General features: G+C 59.7%; 20 protein-coding genes. 8 read left to right on the top strand and 12 right to left on the bottom strand.

Features of this window, described 5'->3' with window-relative positions; all coding sequences use genetic code 11:
- Positions 1 to 18 precede the first annotated feature (18 nt).
- Complete coding sequence (locus ACP7AP_RS07280) at positions 19 to 399, bottom strand: hypothetical protein (RefSeq protein ID WP_426033537.1); 381 nt, start codon at positions 397 to 399, stop codon at positions 19 to 21.
- Positions 400 to 608: 209 nt separating this feature from the next.
- Here ACP7AP_RS07280 and purB point away from each other — a divergent pair, with 209 nt between their 5' ends.
- From purB to ACP7AP_RS07300, 4 genes are all read left to right on the top strand, one after another.
- Positions 609 to 1,913, top strand: a complete 1,305-nt coding sequence (gene purB / locus ACP7AP_RS07285) for an adenylosuccinate lyase (RefSeq protein WP_426033538.1) — start codon at positions 609 to 611, stop codon at positions 1,911 to 1,913.
- 60 nt (positions 1,914 to 1,973) lie between these two features.
- Positions 1,974 to 3,047, top strand: a complete 1,074-nt coding sequence (locus ACP7AP_RS07290; protein ID WP_426033539.1) for a flagellar motor switch protein FliG — start codon at positions 1,974 to 1,976, stop codon at positions 3,045 to 3,047.
- 67 nt (positions 3,048 to 3,114) lie between these two features.
- Positions 3,115 to 3,996, top strand: a complete 882-nt coding sequence (locus ACP7AP_RS07295; RefSeq protein WP_426033540.1) for a DMT family transporter — start codon at positions 3,115 to 3,117, stop codon at positions 3,994 to 3,996.
- 3 nt (positions 3,997 to 3,999) lie between these two features.
- Positions 4,000 to 4,863 (top strand): lysophospholipid acyltransferase family protein, encoded by an 864-nt coding sequence (locus ACP7AP_RS07300; protein WP_426033541.1) that lies wholly within the window; start codon positions 4,000 to 4,002, stop codon positions 4,861 to 4,863.
- A 74-nt stretch (positions 4,864 to 4,937) separates the two neighbouring features.
- Here the strand turns inward: ACP7AP_RS07300 and ACP7AP_RS07305 are convergent, their stop codons facing one another.
- Positions 4,938 to 5,660: a DUF1223 domain-containing protein gene (locus tag ACP7AP_RS07305; RefSeq protein WP_426033542.1), complete on the bottom strand. Its 723-nt coding sequence runs from the start codon at positions 5,658 to 5,660 to the stop codon at positions 4,938 to 4,940.
- 263 nt (positions 5,661 to 5,923) lie between these two features.
- Here ACP7AP_RS07305 and acnA point away from each other — a divergent pair, with 263 nt between their 5' ends.
- The 3 genes from acnA to ACP7AP_RS07320 all read left to right on the top strand — a co-directional run bounded on the left by acnA (position 5,924) and on the right by ACP7AP_RS07320 (position 10,607).
- Positions 5,924 to 8,608, top strand: coding sequence for an aconitate hydratase AcnA (gene acnA / locus ACP7AP_RS07310; RefSeq protein WP_426033543.1), 2,685 nt, complete (start codon positions 5,924 to 5,926; stop codon positions 8,606 to 8,608).
- Positions 8,609 to 9,349: 741 nt separating this feature from the next.
- Positions 9,350 to 10,219, top strand: coding sequence for a Hint domain-containing protein (locus tag ACP7AP_RS07315; protein WP_426033616.1), 870 nt, complete (start codon positions 9,350 to 9,352; stop codon positions 10,217 to 10,219).
- Positions 10,220 to 10,472: 253 nt separating this feature from the next.
- Positions 10,473 to 10,607 (top strand): hypothetical protein, encoded by a 135-nt coding sequence (locus tag ACP7AP_RS07320; RefSeq protein WP_426033544.1) that lies wholly within the window; start codon positions 10,473 to 10,475, stop codon positions 10,605 to 10,607.
- Here the strand turns inward: ACP7AP_RS07320 and ACP7AP_RS07325 are convergent, their stop codons facing one another.
- From ACP7AP_RS07325 to ccmA, 6 genes are read right to left on the bottom strand one after another with little or no spacing between them, the layout of a single operon-like run.
- Entirely contained in the window at positions 10,608 to 11,021 is a 414-nt protein-coding gene (locus ACP7AP_RS07325; protein ID WP_426033545.1) for a hypothetical protein, read from the bottom strand.
- Positions 11,018 to 11,551 (bottom strand): DsbE family thiol:disulfide interchange protein, encoded by a 534-nt coding sequence (locus ACP7AP_RS07330; protein WP_426033546.1) that lies wholly within the window; start codon positions 11,549 to 11,551, stop codon positions 11,018 to 11,020. The genes ACP7AP_RS07325 and ACP7AP_RS07330 overlap by 4 nt, the downstream gene beginning before the upstream one ends.
- Positions 11,544 to 11,717, bottom strand: coding sequence for a heme exporter protein CcmD (gene ccmD, locus ACP7AP_RS07335; RefSeq protein ID WP_426033547.1), 174 nt, complete (start codon positions 11,715 to 11,717; stop codon positions 11,544 to 11,546). Before ccmD ends, ACP7AP_RS07330 begins: the two co-directional genes overlap by 8 nt.
- Positions 11,714 to 12,442, bottom strand: coding sequence for a heme ABC transporter permease (locus ACP7AP_RS07340; protein ID WP_426033548.1), 729 nt, complete (start codon positions 12,440 to 12,442; stop codon positions 11,714 to 11,716). Before ACP7AP_RS07340 ends, ccmD begins: the two co-directional genes overlap by 4 nt.
- A gap of 36 nt (positions 12,443 to 12,478) precedes the next feature.
- Positions 12,479 to 13,135: a heme exporter protein CcmB gene (ccmB, locus tag ACP7AP_RS07345; RefSeq protein ID WP_426033549.1), complete on the bottom strand. Its 657-nt coding sequence runs from the start codon at positions 13,133 to 13,135 to the stop codon at positions 12,479 to 12,481.
- Complete coding sequence (gene ccmA, locus ACP7AP_RS07350) at positions 13,132 to 13,758, bottom strand: heme ABC exporter ATP-binding protein CcmA (RefSeq protein WP_426033550.1); 627 nt, start codon at positions 13,756 to 13,758, stop codon at positions 13,132 to 13,134. Before ccmA ends, ccmB begins: the two co-directional genes overlap by 4 nt.
- Before the next feature lie 100 nt (positions 13,759 to 13,858).
- On the opposite strand from ccmA, the gene ACP7AP_RS07355 reads away from it, so the two are divergent.
- Complete coding sequence (locus tag ACP7AP_RS07355; protein ID WP_426033551.1) at positions 13,859 to 14,851, top strand: aldo/keto reductase; 993 nt, start codon at positions 13,859 to 13,861, stop codon at positions 14,849 to 14,851.
- 100 nt (positions 14,852 to 14,951) lie between these two features.
- Here ACP7AP_RS07355 and ACP7AP_RS07360 read toward each other — a convergent pair whose 3' ends face one another.
- The 4 genes from ACP7AP_RS07360 to yajC all read right to left on the bottom strand — a co-directional run bounded on the left by ACP7AP_RS07360 (position 14,952) and on the right by yajC (position 18,372).
- On the bottom strand, positions 14,952 to 15,305 hold the full coding sequence (locus tag ACP7AP_RS07360) for an Mth938-like domain-containing protein (RefSeq protein ID WP_426033552.1): 354 nt from the start codon (positions 15,303 to 15,305) through the stop codon (positions 14,952 to 14,954).
- 3 nt (positions 15,306 to 15,308) lie between these two features.
- Entirely contained in the window at positions 15,309 to 16,286 is a 978-nt protein-coding gene (gene secF, locus ACP7AP_RS07365; RefSeq protein WP_426033553.1) for a protein translocase subunit SecF, read from the bottom strand.
- Positions 16,287 to 16,297: 11 nt separating this feature from the next.
- Positions 16,298 to 17,965: a protein translocase subunit SecD gene (gene secD, locus ACP7AP_RS07370; protein WP_426033554.1), complete on the bottom strand. Its 1,668-nt coding sequence runs from the start codon at positions 17,963 to 17,965 to the stop codon at positions 16,298 to 16,300.
- 74 nt (positions 17,966 to 18,039) lie between these two features.
- Positions 18,040 to 18,372: a preprotein translocase subunit YajC gene (gene yajC / locus ACP7AP_RS07375; protein WP_426033555.1), complete on the bottom strand. Its 333-nt coding sequence runs from the start codon at positions 18,370 to 18,372 to the stop codon at positions 18,040 to 18,042.
- Positions 18,373 to 18,576: the final 204 nt, after the last annotated feature.

Genomic DNA, 18,576 nt, shown 5'->3' on the forward strand with positions numbered 1-18,576 from the left:
GGCAGGTTTCCATCGCGGTCAGGGCGCGATAGCACCTTGCGTTTCGCTGCCATCTGCCGCGATAAATTTCACAGCAGTCCCCTGCACAGCCACAGCGTAACAAGCCCAAATGTCAGAGGGCGGCCAGACCGAGCAATAGAGATCACCGCGCAAAGCCCAATGGCCAAGACTATCGCGGCCCTTGGTATAGATCGTCTGGCCGTCCGGTTTGAAATCCTGCCGCGCGCCATCCGCGTAAACCACCACCCGCCCGCTCAACGCCGCCGTGATCCCTGCACCATCCAGCGGCTGCCACTGTTGCGCAATGGCCGGTCCCGCCAACAACGCCAAACCCATCGCCAATCGCCGCATCCCTTTGCCCTTTCCCGCCGCTCCATACCTATAGGTTACGCCAATCATCGCTATGCCGCCACTCAATCCCAAGGCATCCGCGCCGCACAGGGAATCCCCAGGTCGTGATTGATGATGCGTGAATCGGACCACGATAACCCTTTGATTTATCTCACCCAGTGTCCAGCGCCACGCGTGGACATACACCCATTGCTTGCCCTTTCCCCCGCCCCGGTCTAAAGCGCGCTATCCCCCACCAAAGCTGCCCGGAGGCCCCGATGATCCCACGCTATTCCCGCCCCGAGATGGTCGCCCTCTGGTCGCCCGAAACCAAATTCCGTATCTGGTTTGAAATCGAGGCCCACGCCTGCGACGCCCTCGCCGCCATCGGGGTGATCCCCAATGAAAGCGCCGCTGCGGTCTGGAAAGCCAAGGACGTGACTTTCGATGTGGCGCGGATTGATGAGATCGAAGCCGTCACCAAACACGACGTGATCGCGTTCCTCACCCACCTCGCCGAACATATCGGGTCTGAGGAAGCCCGATTTGTCCACCAAGGCATGACCTCGTCCGACGTGCTCGATACCACCTTCAACCTGCAACTCGTCCGCGCCACCGACTTGCTGTTGGTCGGCTTGGACCGTGTCCTTGCCGCCCTGAAAGCCCGCGCCTTCGAGCATAAAAACTCCATCCGCATTGGCCGCAGCCACGGCATCCACGCCGAGCCGACCACGATGGGCCTGACCTTCGCGCGGTTTTACGCCGAAATGGCCCGCAACCGCATCCGTCTGCTGACCGCCCGCGCCGAGATTGCCACGGGGGCGATTTCCGGCGCTGTCGGCACCTTCGCCAACATCGACCCTTCCGTGGAAGAACACGTCTGCACCCAGCTTGGCCTGACGCCCGAGCCGATCTCCACCCAAGTCATCCCCCGCGACCGTCATGCGATGTATTTCGCGGTTCTGGCGGTAATCGCGTCGAGCATCGAGAATGTCGCCATTGAAATTCGCCATATGCAGCGCACCGAAGTCCTTGAGGCGGAAGAGTTTTTCTCGCCCGGCCAAAAGGGCAGCTCGGCGATGCCGCACAAGCGCAACCCGGTTCTGAGCGAAAACTTGACGGGTCTTGCGCGTCTTGTACGGATGTCCGTGATCCCCGCGCTGGAGAATGTCGCCCTTTGGCATGAGCGCGACATCAGCCATTCCAGCGTAGAACGTGCGATTGGCCCTGACACCACGATCACCCTCGATTTCGCCCTGCACCGCCTTGGCGGGCTGGTGGAAAAGCTGGTGATCTACCCGGAAAACATGCTAAAAAACATGAACAAATTCCGTGGTCTGGTGATGAGCCAGCGCGTTCTGCTGGCGCTCACTCAAGCCGGGGTGTCGCGCGAAGACAGTTATCGCCTTGTCCAGCGCAACGCGATGAAGGTTTGGGAGCATGGTGCGGATTTCAAGACCGAACTGCTCGCCGATGCGGAAGTCACCGCAGCACTCAGTCCGTCTGAAATTGAGGAAAAATTCGACATCGGCTATCACACCAAACATGTTGATACGATTTTCAAGCGGGTGTTTGGCGCTTAAATCGCCCTTAACCTGATGGGGTCATTCTATACCTGAACCAGAACGGATCAGGGGATAGATATGGCAGGCGAACCAGCAGTTCTGGCGCGGATCACGCCGGTGCAACGGGCAGTGGCGGCCCCCATCAGCCAGCAGCGCCAGCCCAGCCATCGGCAAAAAGCGGCGATCATCGTGCAGTTTTTGCTGGCGGAGGGGGGCAGTCTGCCACTGGCCAAGCTGCCCGATCACATGCAGGCGGCCTTGGCCGAGCAGATGAGCCTGATGCGCTCGGTGTACAGGCGCACTTTGGCGGCTGTGATCGAAGAATTCATGGGCGAGTTGGATCAGGTCGGGCTGTCCTTTCCCGGCGGAATTGAGGCGGCTTTGGCGATGATGGATGGCCATATCTCGGCCAATGCCGCCAGTCGGTTGCGACGGATGGCGGCGAGCAATGCCTCAAGCGATCCGTGGGAGCGGTTGATGGCGATGCCGGTGCAAACTCTGCTTCCGGTGCTGGAGGAGGAAAGCATTGAGGTGGGTGCAGTGATGCTCTCGAAGCTACCCGTCGCCAAGGCTGCGGAATTGCTGGGAAAACTTCCCGGCGAGAAAGCCCGCCGGGTGGCCTATGCGGTATCGCAAACCGGCAATATTGACCCTGATACCGTGCGGCGGATCGGGGTTTCACTGGCGGGACAGTTGGAATCGCAGCCTCTGCGCGCCTTTCACGCCAATCCGGTGGAACGGGTCGGCGCGATCCTGAATGTCTCGCCTGCTCTGACGCGCGAGGATGTGCTGAAGGGGCTGGATGAGACCGATGCAGGCTTTGCCCAGCAGGTGCGTAAAGCGATTTTCACCTTCGTGCATCTGCCGCAGCGGGTTTTGGGTCGCGATGTTCCCAAGCTGATCCGCATCCTCGATCAGGCGCAACTGATCACCGCCCTTGCCGCCAGCACGGGCATCCCCGCGTGGGAGGCGAGCGCCGAATTCATCCTGTCGAACATGTCGCAACGTATGGCGCAGGGCCTGCGTGAGGAAATGCTGGCGCGGGGTCGGGTGAAGGAGAAGGACGCCGAGGATGCGATGAACCAGATCATCACTGCCGTGCGTCAGTTAGAGGCTGCGGGGGAATTGGTGCTGATCCAAGACGAGGAATAGCCAAAATTCAAGGCGATCCAGCGCTGCGCCCCTTGCTGCTACACAACCGCCACCTTAGGGTCACGCCATGTCACCGATCAAAGTCCTGCCCACGGCTGCTGCCACCCGCAAGGGTATCCTGACGCTGATGCTGGGGGTGGCGATGTTCAGCACGATGGACGCGGTCGCCAAGGGCCTGCTGCACAGCTATCCCACAGCACAAGTGGTCTGGGCGCGGTTTATCGGCCAAGCTTTGCTGGTGCTGATCATCCTTGGCCCGAAACGCGTCGGCCCTACCCTGCGCACGCCCTATCCGTGGCTGCATCTGGCGCGCTCCAGCTTCCAACTGGCCACCACAGGGCTGTTTTTCCTCAGCCTTGGCTATATCGGTCTGGCCGAAGCCACAGCACTGGCGGATATGAGCCCGTTGTTGATCACGCTGGGGGCCGCGATTTTTCTGGGTGAGAAACTCGGCCCCCGTCGCATCGCCGGGGTCGCGGTGGCGATGATCGGGGCGCTGATGATCATTCGACCGGGGGCTGGGCTGTTCACTCCCGCCGCCCTGCTGCCATTGGCCTGTGCCGTCTGCTACGCCGCCTCGGCGCTGCTGACGCGGGCAGTCGGGCAGAAAGAAGGCCCTGCCACCTCGATGCTGCACGCAGCACTATTTGGCGCGGTGGCGACCAGCATCGCGGTGAGTTTCGTCTGGCAGCCGATCCATCTCGCCGATCTGCCGCGCTTTGCCGCGCTTGGCTGTCTGGGCACTGCCGCGCAATTCTGCCTGATAAGGGCGTTCTCGATGGCTGAGGCTTCGGCGATTGCGCCGTTTTCCTACCTTGGTATCCTCTACGCCACCCTGTTCGGCATCGGGTTTTATGGCGAGTTTCCCGACACATGGACGATCATCGGCGCGCTTGTGATCGCAGGGTCCGGGCTTTATGTTTGGCACCGTGAAACCATCAAGCGTTAAGCCATGTCCGTAACACCTTTTCAGCCTCTTGCCTTCGCGCAGAACCTTGCGGTGCGCGGCCTGATCGGCTTGGGCTTGGCGCTGCCCTATCGCTGGCGGGTGCCGCTCATGGGCGCGATATTGCGCGGCCCGGTGGGGCGCATTGCGGGCTATCGGCAGCGGGCGATGGCCAATCTGGCGTTGATCTGGCCGGATATGGACTTAAAGCAACGCAAGAAAATCGCATCGGAAGCACTTGATAATGCTGGAAGAACGCTGATTGAAAATTATTCAACCGCAGGATTTCTGGCGCGGCAGTCGCACCTGATCCCACAAGGGCCGGGCGTCGCCGCTTTGGCCAAGGCACAGGCCGAGGGCCGCGCGGTCATCCTCGTCTCGGGGCATTTCGGCAATTATGAAGCCGCCCGCGCCTGCCTTGTGGCGCAAGGCTATACCATCGGCGGCCTGTATCGCCCGATGTCGAACAGCTATTTCAACGCGCATTACGTCCGCACCATGCAGGCGTTTGGCGGCCCGATCTTTCCGCAGGGCCGTGCTGGCACCACCGGATTCGTCAAACATCTGAAGGCGGGCGGGCTTTTGGTCTTGCTGTTCGATCAGCGCGCCGGCAGCGATCAGATAAAATTCTTGGGCGAGCCTGCCCGCACCGCTTTGTCAGCCGCTGACCTCAGCTTACGCTATAAAGCCGATCTGATCCCGTTCTATGCCACACGCCAGCCTGATGGCCTCAGCTTTGAGGTGGATCTCGAAGCCCCGATCCCGCATACCACCGCGCTGGAGATGACCACTCAACTGACCCGCAGCCTGGAAGCCCGGGTCAAAGCCCATCCCGGTCAATGGTTTTGGATTCATCGCCGCTGGCGCTGAATCTGCTTGGGGTTCTGGATTCATCGCCGCTGGCGCTGAGCAGGAGGTTCTGAGGGAACCGGCGCTGGCGTTAATCACTTCAACCGGGCCGCCGCGACAATCTGCGCCGGGCCAACGCCATTGGGAGCGCGAGCTTGCAAGATCACCACCACCGGGCCAGTGCCCGCCGCCGTCACCAGTTGCAAAGGCTCAACGCCAGACCAATCGCCCACCTTCTGCCACGAGGTGACGATGTTGTTGTAGACCACCTTTAGCCCCGAATTTTCGCCGCGCTCAATCGCCACTTCAGCGTGGTCGGTGTAATGCACCAGTTGCACGATCACTGGGCTGGCCAAAGCTTGCGCCGTACTGGCGTTGATCACCAGATCACCGCCCTTCCGGATCAAAGACAGTGTCACCGGGCTGGGCTTGATCGCCGCCAATGCCGCAGCCACTTCGCTCGGCTGATTGCCCGCCACCCGCGCAGCCCCCGCCACGATCATTTGCGGTGTGTAGATCATCTTTTCCCGCGCCGCATGGGCATAGGCCTTTTGCCGCTCGGTAAAGCTGGCCTGACCAAAGGTGTCGGTCCAGCCGATGTAATCCCAATAATCGACATGCAGCGCGAGCCCGATCACCCCCGGCGTCTGCGCCAGCTTGGCCATAAATTCATCGGCGGGCGGGCAAGACGAACAGCCTTGCGAGGTGTAAAGTTCGACCACAACCCCCTGCTCAGATTCGGCCAGTGCTGTCGTGGCGCACAGCATCATGCCACCGATCAAACCCATACCTTTTGTGCTGAAAATATGGTGCGACATGGTGTTTTCCGATCTTTGGGCCCGGTTTTTGTTCTACATGATGTGGATACACCGCCGCCAATCAAGGTTTTGCGAGCCGATATTACAGTATAGTCACACAACCGTTCCAAGGATGCCGTTCAAACCAAGTCAAACGACCGCATTACACACTGGATTTTCAGCATACCATTGCATACAATTACCGCAAGACCAGAGATGATTCCCTTGCACCGCGCGCGCCCTTAGGGCAAAGCCACAGCAATCCGTCAACCGCAGGAGGCCACATGACCGTCACCGTTGGACACGACAGCAGCAAAATCCGCAAAACTTTGACCGCAGGCGGACAAAGCGTTTCGTATTACTCGATCCCCGCCGCCGAAGCCGCAGGTCTGGGCGAATTCAGCCGTCTGCCCGCCGCGTTGAAAGTGGTGCTGGAGAATATGTTGCGCTTTGAAGACGGCAAGACCGTGTCGGTCGATGACATCAAGGCGTTCTCGGATTGGGGCAAACTGGCGGGCAAGAACCCGCGCGAAATCGCTTACCGCCCTGCCCGCGTGCTGATGCAGGATTTCACTGGCGTTCCGGCAGTGGTTGACTTGGCCGCAATGCGTGACGGCATCAAGGGCCTTGGCGGCGATGCACAGCGCATCAACCCGCTTGCACCTGTGGATCTGGTCATCGACCATTCGGTGATGATCGACGAATTCGGCACCCCGCGCGCCTTCCAAGCCAACGTTGACCGTGAATACGAGCGGAATATGGAGCGCTATGTCTTCCTGAAATGGGGTCAGAACGCGTTTAACAACTTCCGCGTGGTGCCTCCGGGCACCGGGATTTGCCATCAGGTGAACCTTGAATATCTGGCGCAAACCGTCTGGACCGACAAAGACCAAGACGGCAACCTTGTCGCCTACCCGGATACTCTGGTCGGCACCGACTCGCATACCACCATGGTTAACGGCCTCGCCGTGTTGGGCTGGGGTGTTGGCGGCATTGAGGCCGAAGCTGCGATGCTGGGCCAACCAGTGTCGATGCTGATCCCCGAGGTTGTCGGCTTCAAACTGACCGGCGAGATGGTTGAGGGCACCACCGCCACCGATCTGGTGCTGAAGGTCGTGCAGATGCTGCGCAAGCACGGCGTGGTCAATAAATTTGTCGAATTTTACGGTGACGGTCTCGACCGCTTGCCCTTGGCTGACCGTGCCACCATCGCCAACATGGCGCCGGAATATGGCGCGACCTGCGGTTTCTTCCCGATCGACGGTGAAACCATCCGCTACCTGCGCAACACCGGGCGCGACGAAGGCCGCATTGCACTGGTTGAAGCTTACGCCAAAGCCAACGGCATGTGGCGCGACGCGAGCTATGATCCGATCTACACCAGCACCCTCAGCCTCGATATGGGCACGATCGTTCCGGCCATTTCCGGCCCGAAACGCCCGCAGGATTACCTGCCGCTGACCGACGCGAAAGCCTCGTTCGCCACTGAGATGGCGGCCTCGTTCAAGCGTCCGCTGGGCACCGAAGTGGCGGTCAAGGACCATGATTTCACCATGTCGAGCGGTAAAGTGGTGATCGCCTCGATCACCTCCTGCACCAACACCTCGAACCCCTATGTGATGATCGGCGCAGGGCTGGTTGCCCGAAAAGCCCGGGCTTTGGGGCTGAAATCAAAGCCTTGGGTGAAAACCTCGCTCGCCCCCGGATCGCAGGTCGTCAGCGAATACCTCAACGCCGCCAACCTGCAAGAAGACCTTGATGCGGTCGGCTTCAACTTGGTCGGCTACGGCTGCACCACCTGTATCGGCAACTCTGGCCCGCTCGACCCTGCGATTTCGGCAGCGATTTCCGAGGGCGATCTGGTTGCCACCGCCGTGCTGTCCGGCAACCGCAACTTTGAAGGCCGAATTTCCCCCGATGTGCGCGCCAACTATCTGGCCTCGCCGCCGCTGGTCGTGGCCTACGCGCTCGCGGGCGATATGAACATCGACCTCACCACCGAGCCTTTGGGCATCGGCACCAATGGCCCGGTCTACTTGAAAGACGTCTGGCCGACCAACAAGGAAATCTCTGACCTTGTCGAAGCCACCGTCACCCGCGCCGCATTCCAGAAGAAATACGCCGACGTGTTCAAGGGTGATGAGAAATGGCAGGCGGTTGAGGTCACGGATTCGGAAACCTACGATTGGCCCGCGTCCTCGACCTATATCCAGAACCCGCCCTACTTCCGCGGCATGGCGAAAACGCCGGGCGTGATCAGCAACATCCACAACGCCCGCGTGCTGGCCTTGCTGGGTGACATGATCACCACCGACCACATCAGCCCGGCAGGTTCGTTCAAAGCGGGCACCCCGGCGGGTAAGTATCTGACCGAACGTCAAGTTCCGGTGTCCGAGTTCAACTCGTATGGTGCCCGTCGTGGCAACCACGAGGTGATGATGCGCGGCACTTTCGCCAACATCCGCATCAAGAATGAGATGCTGGACGGCGTTGAAGGCGGCTACACCAAGGGCCCGGACGGCATGCAGACCAGCATTTTCGACGCCTCGATGGCCTATCAAGCCGAGGGCACGCCCTTGGTGATTTTCGGCGGCATCGAATATGGCGCGGGATCGTCGCGCGACTGGGCCGCCAAAGGCACCGCTTTGCTGGGCGTCAAAGCCGTGATCGCCGAGTCGTTCGAGCGCATCCACCGCTCCAATCTCGTCGGCATGGGGGTGATCCCGTTCGAGTTCACTGGCGGTGAAACCCGCAAAACCTTGAGCCTGAAGGGTGACGAAGTGGTCAGCATCGACGGTCTGGCGGGCGATCTTAAGCCGCTGTCCACCTTGCCCTGCAGCATCACCTACGGCGATGGCACTGTTAAAACCATCGCCATCAAGTGCCGCATCGACACCGAGATCGAGATTGAATACGTCGAACATGGTGGCGTGTTGCACTATGTTCTGCGCGATCTGGCGTCGCGTTAAGTTTACAACTCATCCATAGATTGTGAAGAGATAAGCACCCCTCGGGGTGCTTATTGGGTTTAATTTGATCCGCGATACTCTGATTCAACGTACTATTGATGCAATTATTCGAACGATTTGTTTCCACAAACAACATAATCCGCCTCATTACTGCCTCCGCAACGCAGCATATCCCTGCGATCCGATGTTGCCTTTGATCAGGTACGATCATCAACTTGTTGATAAAAAACAATAATATCAAACATATCAGAATTTCCACAATCAAAGCTCTGTTGGGCCGGGCAGACGCTGCCACAGTATGAACAAGTTTTCTCGAACAACTTTAGGAATTAGATTTACACGCATTAGTTGTTAATTGTTTCACAGGCCAATTGGGTTAATCTGATCACGGGGACAGAATCAACTCCGGGGTGTTTTACCCCCGGCTTAGGAGGCACTGTCATGCCGGACCGCACAAGAGATATTGAGCTATATGATAACCAAGGAGCTTTGCTCACTCTGGGTCAAAGCCAAGTGCTGAGCTTTACCAATTTCAGCACATCCACAAAAACAACCGTCACATTTGACGATTCCAACCCCAACAATGGCGCGTGGAATGCGTCGGAAGATGCGACCATTGGCGGTGCGCCGGCTGATTTGTTGGGCACCGGACTGTCTTATGCCGGGGTGAAAGTCACCATTCTGGGCATCACCCTTGCCAATATCCAACTTAGCACTCCCGTACGAACAGCCCTGTTGGATGTGAACGGCAACCAGATGCTGCACTTCTACAATGCCGATGGCTCTGAAGCCGATCCGGCCGCATTACTGGATTCACTGACCACCCAGTTGGTCGCAGCACTCAGTGGTCCGATTCCGCTGCCGCTGCGGGCAGCGGTCAACCTGATCCTCGCCAACCCATTGCAATATGTCCAAAATAATGCGCTGCTGACGATTTCGCTGACCGCAGGGGGCTCGCTGCCTTTCGTGCCTTGCTTCACGGCGGGCACGATGATTATGACCCGAGCCGGAGAAATCGCGGTCGAAGATCTGTGTATCGGCGACGAAGTGTTGACGGTGGACAATGGTTTTCGCCCGATCCGCTGGATAGGCACGCGCCGGCTGTCGGCCCACCAACTGCAAATGGCCCCGCAACTGCGCCCGATCCGGATTGAGATTGGCGCGTTGGGAAATGGCCTGCCGCTGCGCCCGCTTGAGGTTTCGCCACAGCACCGATGCCTGATCCGCTCGCACATTGCCCAACGTATGGTCGGTGAGCGCGAGGTTTTGGCTGCTGCCAAGCATCTTTTGGCGGCTGAAGGCATCTCGGTTGTCGAAAGCGATGCCCCCGTGACCTACTTCCATCTGTTGCTCGACAGCCATGAATTGCTGATTTCCAATGGCGCTGCGACCGAGTCGTTCTTCATAGGCCCAGTGGCAATGGCGTCCATGTCCGCCGATGATCGGTTTGAGATCATGACCCTATTTCCCGACCTTAGCACTCAGGAGGCGCACTATGTCATGTCACCGGCGCGCAAGTTTCTCGTGGGTCACATCGCAAAATCCATCGTCGCGCGCGCCATTAAAAATACCATACCTGTCGTCGAATATCGCCATTATATCAGTGCCTAAGCCGGAAGACGAACCAAATGACAAAACAAGTTGGTGGATTTTGCCCTGCATTGCTGGCGGTGCAGCCTTTTGGGTGCTGCTGATCTGTAGCTTACTCGACTGATTGTGCGACACACGCCCGTTTGCGTCCTGCATCTTTGATGTGGGGCGCAACAGTTTGTTTCCAAAGCGATCAAGCCAAGAGCATCCGCGCTTATGTTCTTGTTAAGTTCTCAGTAATATCATGATTACATGGTTTCAGAAAGATGCGCCTATGCCTCAACCCTTTCCGCCGCTTGCCCCGCAAGAAGCAGTTCACAGCCGGATCTGCGCCCAAGTCATCGAAGCCCTGCCTCTCGGGGAACTATCTGTGATGCTGCTGATCGGCCTTGCGTTGTTGCTGGCCTGATCAGCCGCCACAACTCGGCGCAGTTGCAGGCAGCGGCCACAGGGTGAACGCTGCGCCATCGGCGGCACGGCAGGTCAGGATCGGGCGGTTATAGCCGTTATTGTGAAACAAACACTCCACCGTCACTCCGGCTTGACTTCCCGTCATCAGGTTGGTGACTTCAAAAGCCGGGCCAAAGCCCATCGTCAGCGCCGCCCCCGTGCACCCTGCGATCACCACGCCTTGACCCTCGGGCGCAATCGTCACCCGGTCATTCTGCAAAGCCGCGATGCCGCCGCCAAGCCGGCCTATGCGTTCATAACTGCCAGTGAAATAGGCCGGGCCGGGCGTGCCGGGTTTCGCGCTGGCCGGGCCAGCCGCCAGAATCGACACAACAAACAAACCCCAGCGCGCGCTCATGCGGTGAGGGCTCATTCTGCAAGCGCCTTATCCAACTCCGGGCGGAAGCGTTGCAGGTAATCGTCGCCCACCATCGGCCCGATAAACTTGTAAGCCACCGAGCCATCACCACGCAGAATGAAGGTCTCGGGCGGCGCAGTCACACCCCAATCCAGCCGGGTCTTGCCCTTGGGGTCAAAGGCGATGGCGGCAAACGGATTGCCATCCGACGCCAAAAACGCCGCCGCATCATCCGGGCGGTCCATCATATTGACACCCACCACATGAACCCCTTCCGCCGCCAAAGCCTTCAGCGTGCCATTCTCGGCCCGACACGGCGGGCACCAGCTGGCCCAAAAGTTCACCACCGTCACTTTACCCGTGCGCAGATCAGCATCGGTCAGTGCCGGAAACCCCGGCAGAACACCCGCGTTCAGGCTTGGGGCTTGCTTGTCAATAAACACCGAAGGCAGATTCTGCGGATCGCTGCGCTGCATACCGACATAGAACATCACCGCCAGCCCCGCGAACAACACGGGCGGCAGATACATCAGCCATTTAGCCATTTTTCTTCTTCGCTTTCGCTATCTCTGCCCGCGCCTCAACCTCGCTCAAAGCCCGCTTCACCCGCGCGCCTTTCCAGATCGACAGCGCCACCAGCGCCACAATCAGCGCCACCGAAGCCGCATACGACCCGATCACCGCACCGGCATATTTGCCCAGCTCCATCATGCCAACCGCTCCCGCGCCAGCAGCGCCTGCACCCTTCGTGCGCGGATTTCGGTGCGGGTGCGCAGCAACACCAGCGTCACGAACAGCAGGATGAACCCGGCGATACAGACATAAAGCGGCGAGGAATAGACATCCGCCACATGCTCCTCACGGTCCAGAGACAGGCTTGCGCCCTGATGCAGCCCTTGGTTCCAGAACAGCACCGCATAGCGCGACAGGAACGCGAAAACCGAACCCACGATGCACAACACGCTCGTCAGATCAGCCGCTGTATCCGGGTCCTCCACCGCCTCCCACAACGCAATATAGCCGAGATAAAATAGCGCCAAAATCAGGAATGAGGTCAGCCGAGGGTCCCAGGCCCACCACGTCCCCCACATCGGCTGGCCCCAGATTGCCCCGGTTACCAGACCGATCAGCGTGAAGGTCAGCCCAATCGGCGCCGCCGCTTTGGCCGACAGCGCGCTGACATGGTGCCGCCGGATCAGCCAGATCAGTGACGCGACCAGCATCATCATCCAAGCCGAAATCGCCATCATCGCCGCTGGCACATGCAGGTAGATGATCTTCACGGTCGAGCCGAACTTATCCGCATCCGGGGTGAAAAACGCGCCCCAGACCAGCCCGATCACAAGGCACAGCACCGCCGCCCCGGTCACCCAAGGCAGCAGCAGGCCAGAGGTCTGCATGAACCGCTTCGGATTCGCATATTCCCAGATCGACATCGTTATCCTCATCATAGCAAACCTAGCACAGCCGACTTAACGCAGGTTGACGCGGATTGCCGCAGCCGAGGCAAACGGCAACAAAGCCACCGCGCCGCCCGTGATCCCCGCCAACAACGCCAAGGGCGTGCCTACTGCCAAACCCGCCGCGCCGCGCTTCACAACTTCGGCACCGAAAATCAACGTCGGCATATACAGCGGCAGCACCAGCAGGCTCATCAACAACCCGCCCCGCTTCACCCCCACAGTCAGCGCCGCGCCAAACGCCCCGATCACCGACAAAGCGGGCGTCCCCAGCGCCAGTGAGGCCACCAACCAAACATACCCCGCAGCCTCAAGGTTCAAAAGCACCCCCAGTACCGGCGAAACCAGTACCAACGGCAGGCCCGTCACCAGCCAATGCGCCAGCGATTTCACCGCCACCACGGCCTCCAATGGCATCGGCGAGGTCGCCAGCAAATCCAAGCTGCCATCCTCATAGTCCAGCGCAAAAATCCGGTCGAGCGACAAAAGACACGCCAGCAGCGCCCCCACCCACAGAATTCCCGGCGCAATCTGCGCAAGAACGCTCGGCTCGGGTCCCACACCCAACGGCACAATCACCGCCACCAGCAGGAAAAACGCAAGGCCAAGGCCAAAGCCGCCGCCCGCCCGCATCGCCAATCGCAAATCCCGGATCAGCAGCGCGATCATTCAAACGCCTCGTCAAAGGCACCCAAACGCCCGCCCGCCGCAGGGCTGCGCGCCTTGAACGGCGTCAGGTCCAGCACCTCGGCCTCAAGCCCCAGATCAATATGGCTGGCGATCAGCGCCGCGCCCCCCGCGCCGAGATGCCGCGCCACCACGCGCGCAAACAACGCGACCGACGCTGCATCCAGCGACACCGTCGGCTCATCCATCAGCCAGATCGGCCGCCCGGTGACCAGCAACCGCGCAAGCCCAAGCCGCCGTTTTTGCCCCGCTGACAGATGCGCCGCCCGCCTGTTCGCCAGCGACTCAAGGTTCATCTCGGCCAGCGCTTGCGCCACCGAATCTGTGCCATAAGCCGCCGCCCAAAACCGCAGGTTCTCCGCCACCGTCAGCACCGCTTTGACGCCATCGGCATGGGCGGCGTAGGCCAAAGCCTCGGGGGCTACCGTCACCTTACCCGCCAAAGCGGGCTGCAATCCGGCCAAGCTGCGCAGCAAGGTGGTTTTGCCAATGCCGTTCGGCCCACGCAACACCAAAACCCGCCCCGGCATCAGCCGAAACGTCACCCCTTCCAGCACCGCCACGCCGCCACGCGCGACGGCAAGATCGCTTACCTGCATGTCCATGCCCCACCCCTAACCCATCGCGCTCAATGCGAAAAGACCCTGCGACAGCATGGCCTTTCCCATCCCATCCCCTATAGTGGCTGCCAAACAGGAGACACCCATGACCCTATCCACCACCCCCTTCGGCCGCACCGGCAAAACCACCACCCGGCTTGGCTTTGGCGCTTGGGCCATCGGCGGCACTTGGGGCGAAGTCAGCTTAGATGACGCCAAAGCAGCGCTACACGCCAGCCTTGATGCAGGTGTTACGTTCATCGACACCGCCGACGTCTACGGTGATGGCCGCTCTGAACGCATCATCCGCGAGGTTTTGGCCGAGCGCAAAGGTGAGCGCCCCTTTGTCGCCACCAAAGCCGGACGCCGCCTGAACCCGCATACCGCCGAGGCCTACACTGGGCCCGCGATTGAGGCATTCATTGACCGTTCATTGCAAAATCTGGGCGTCGAGTGTCTGGACCTTGTGCAACTGCACTGCCCGCCCACCCCGGTCTACAGCAACCCCGCGATGTTCGAAGCCCTCGACGCCATCAAAGCCAAAGGCAAAATCGCCGCCTATGGTGTCTCGGTCGAGACCATTGCTGAAGCCATGACCGCGATCAAAAACCCCGGCGTTGTCTCGGTGCAGATCATCTACAATCTGTTCCGCCAACGCCCATCTGAGCAATTCTTCAAAGCCGCCAAAGCGCAAAACGTCGCTGTCATCGTCCGCGTACCGCTCGCCTCTGGCCTACTGACCGGAAAAATGACCGCGCAAAGCCAATTCGCCGCTGACGATCACCGCGCCTTTAACCGCAATGGCGAGGCGTTTGATAAGGGTGAGACCTTCTCCGGCGTGCCCTATGATATCGCGTTGCAAGCCGTCGAAGAACTCCGCCCGTTGGTGCCTCAGGGGGCGACGATGGCCGAATTTGCCCTGCGCTGGATTTTGATGGAAGACGCAGTGACGGTGGTGATTCCCGGCGCGAAATCACCTGCTCAGGCCCAAGCCAACGCGAAAGCCGATGCTCTGGCCGAGCTGCCGCCTGCGACCATGGAAAAGGCGCGTGAGATTTACACGCGCCTGATTGCCCCAGAAGTACACGGGTCTTGGTAGTCGCTCAACCCGAACCATCTACACTACGCCACCCCGGCCTTGAGCCGGGGCCTCGCCTCATAACCCATGAGGCCCCGGTCAAATCTGGGGCAGCTTGGTGTTAAACCACAAACAGGGCCGCAGCGATGCGGCGGCCCTCGCCCAAAAGCACGTTATACGTCCGACAGGCAGCGGGCGTGTTCATCGGCTCCACCCCAATGCCCTGCGCTTCCAAAGCCAGCCGAAACGCCTTGGGGATCACCGAAACCTCCGCCCCCAGCCCCACCAGCAACACATCAATCTTGCCCGCCAAAGACAATGGCCCCGCCAGATCGTCAAACCCGCTCCACGCCCCGGCATCCCACGGCGTGATCAGGCTTGGCCCCCGCAAGACATGGTGGCCCACCCGAAAAAACCCCGGCCCATAGCTTTCAATCGCCAAGGCTGATCCGTAGGTGATTTCGGTCAGGCGCATGATCTAGGCGTCAATATTGGCGAATTCGTGATCCGACGGCTTGCCGTTCTTCGGCTTTTCACTGCGGTCCAAGCCAATCATCAACACGATGTTTTTTGCTACGTAGACCGAGGAATAGGTGCCCAAAATCACCCCCATGAAGATCGCAAACGAGAAGCCCCGGATCACATCGCCGCCAAACACCATCATCGAGCCCACCGCGATCAGGGTGGTGATCGAGGTCATAAGCGTCCGGCTGAGCGTCTCATTCACCGACAGGTTCATCACATCGCGCAGCGGCATGGTTTTGTATTTGACCAAGTTTTCCCGCAGCCGGTCAAACACCACCACAGTATCATTGATCGAATAGCCCAAAATCGTCAGCAGCGCCGCCACGATGGTCAGATCGAACTTGATCTGGAAGAAGGCGAAAATCCCCACCGTGATGAACACGTCATGCAGCAGTGCCAAAACCCCGCCCAAGGCGAACTGCCATTCAAACCGCATCCAGATATACAGCATGATGCCCACCGAAGTGACCACCATCGCGAGGATCGAGGTATAGACCAACTCGCCGGAAACCTTCGGCCCGACGGTTTCTTCCGAGACAAACTTGATCGCCGGGTCCAGCTTCAACAGCGAAGCTTTCACCGCCGCAAGTTCCGTCTCACTCACCGCCTGATCTGCCTCGACCGAGGACAACCGGATCATCGCCACATGCTGATCGGCGCGGAACGACGGATCGAACACCTCAGTGATCACCACATCGCCCACCGGCAGCCCGTCCATCGCCTGACGGTAAGCGCCAACGTCAATCGGCTGCGACGAATCGGTGCGCAACGTGGTGCCACCCTTAAAGTCGATGCCGTAGTTCAACCCCTCGGTGCCCCAGAACAGGAACGCCGCCAGCATCAAGAGCACCGAGCCGCCAAAGGTCAGCCATTGGTGTTTGAAAAAGTCGATATTGGTCTTCTCGGGTGCAAGTCGCAAACGCCAAGCCATCAGGTATCTCCTTACACCACGATTTCAGTGGGCTTGCGCCAGTTGAACCAAGCCGAAATGATCAGCCGCGTCACCAGCAGCGCGGTGAACACCGAGGTGATAATGCCGATCCCCAAAGTCACCGCAAAGCCGCGCACCGGCCCCGCACCTAGGAAGAACAGCACGGCAGCGGTGATCAGCGTGGTGATGTTGGCGTCAATGATCGCCGACATCGCCCGCTCGTAACCGATCTCAATCGCCCGCGCCGTGGTTTTATGCACCCGCAATTCCTCTCGTATCCGCTCATAGACCAGCACGTTGGCATCCACCGCCATGCCGATGGTCAACACGATCCCGGCGATCCCCGGCAGCGTCAGCGTGCCACCGATGGAGGACAGCACCGCGAAAATCAGCGCCATGTTGATGACCAGTGCGATGTTGGCGAACAGCCCGAACAACCCATACGAGGCCAGCATGAACAGCGATACCGCCACCACGCCGATCACCGCCGCCTTTTTGCCCGCATCAATGCTGTCTTGGCCCAGCTCCGGCCCAATCGTGCGTTCTTCCAGGAAATTCATCTTCGCAGGCAGTGCCCCCGCCCGCAGCAGCACCGCGAGATTGGTCGATTCCTCCAGCGTGAAACTGCCGGTGATAATCCCGGAGCCACCCTGAATCGCGCTTTGAATCGTCGGGGCCGAGATCACCTTATCATCCAGCACGATCGCAAACGGCTGGCCGATATTGGCCGAGGTATATTCGCCAAACTTCCGCGCGCCTGAGACGTTGAACTTGAAACTCACCGCAGGGCGCGAGTTTTGGTCAAACGACGGTTGTGCGTCGGTCAACTCCTCGCCCGACACCACCGGCTCATCGGCGACGATGTAATAGACATCCTTTTCGTCCGACGAGGCCAGTAGTGAATTGCGCGGACCCGGGTCGGCGGCCGGATTGCTGGTGCGCCCGACCACGGTGTTAAACGTCAGTTTCGCCGTGGTGCCGATGATCGCCTTCAATTCAGCCGCCGAGCCCAAACCAGGCACTTGAATCAAAATCCGGTCGGTGCCCTCGCGCTGAATCGTAGGCTCGCGCGTGCCGACCGCATCCACCCTGCGCCGAATGATCTCAAGGCTTTGCTGCATGGTGCGGGTATCCGTCGCCACCCGTTCAGGCTCCGACAGTTGCACCACAATCTCTTGGCCCTCGGTTGTAACCTCCAGATCCTTCTGGCCCACCCCTGTCAGGCTGACCACGGGTGAGGCCAAAGCCTGCACCTTTGCCACCGCCACCGCCATGCCACCCGCATTGCCAACCGACACCCGCAACACCCCCGGCACCGACGGCATCCGCCGTATCGCCCCGACCTGATCACGCACATCGCGCAACGCGTCACGCACCTCCGGCCACAGGCTGTCGATGCGCTGCGCATAGACATCCGCCACCTGCACTTCGGCCAACAGATGCGCGCCGCCGCGCAAATCCAAGCCGAGATTGACCAAGGCCGAGGGCAGGAATGACGGCCATTTCGCCAGATCCGCCGTCTGTTCGGGTGTGGCCACCCCAGCATTGGCTGCAATCGCGGTGGCGGCGTCGTTATGCGCCTCAACTTCGGTGTAGAACAGGTTGGGAAGCGACGCTGCAATCCCCCAAGCGCAAAGCGCAAGGATCAAAAGGCGCTTCCACAGCGGCGAATAGAGCATGATGTTTTGTCTCAGGTTAGGGTCGGGCTTGGGTTAGCATCGGGTCGCAGCAACGCAGGCAGCAGGTCGAAACCTTACACTGCTTTCGCAGGTTCGGTCTTGTTCATCACCTGAGAAATGGTGTGACGCGGCATTTTCACCTTCACACCTTCGGCAATCTCGACCTCTAGCACACCATCGTCGCCCACTTTGGTGACTTTGCCGATGATGCCGCCTTGGGTCAGCACCTGATCGCCGCGGCGCAAGCCATCGACCATCGCCTTCAGATCCTTCATCTTCTTTTGCTGCGGACGGATCAGCAGAAAATACATGATCGCGAAGATCAGAACCAAAGGCAGGAACGACGCGAAAGCCGAGCCTGCACCAGCGGCACCAGCGGTTTGCGCGAAAGCGGGGGTCACGAACATGGAAGTCCTCTCATTTCGGGGACATTCCCCCTGATTTGTCGGCGGGCACCCTAGCCGCGCTCTGGCGGATAGGCAAGCCAACGCCGATCTAGGCGCTTGATCGGCGCGTTGCAGCCCCCACCCCACAAATTCGCTAAATCTTGTCCAAAATTGTCATCCTCTGTGCGCAAATATCCCACAGGTTTGCCATTGGTATCGCCAAAG

The sequence above is a fragment of the Cypionkella sp. TWP1-2-1b2 genome (assembly GCF_049896245.1).
In the GTDB taxonomy this organism is placed as follows: Bacteria; Pseudomonadota; Alphaproteobacteria; order Rhodobacterales; family Rhodobacteraceae; genus Cypionkella.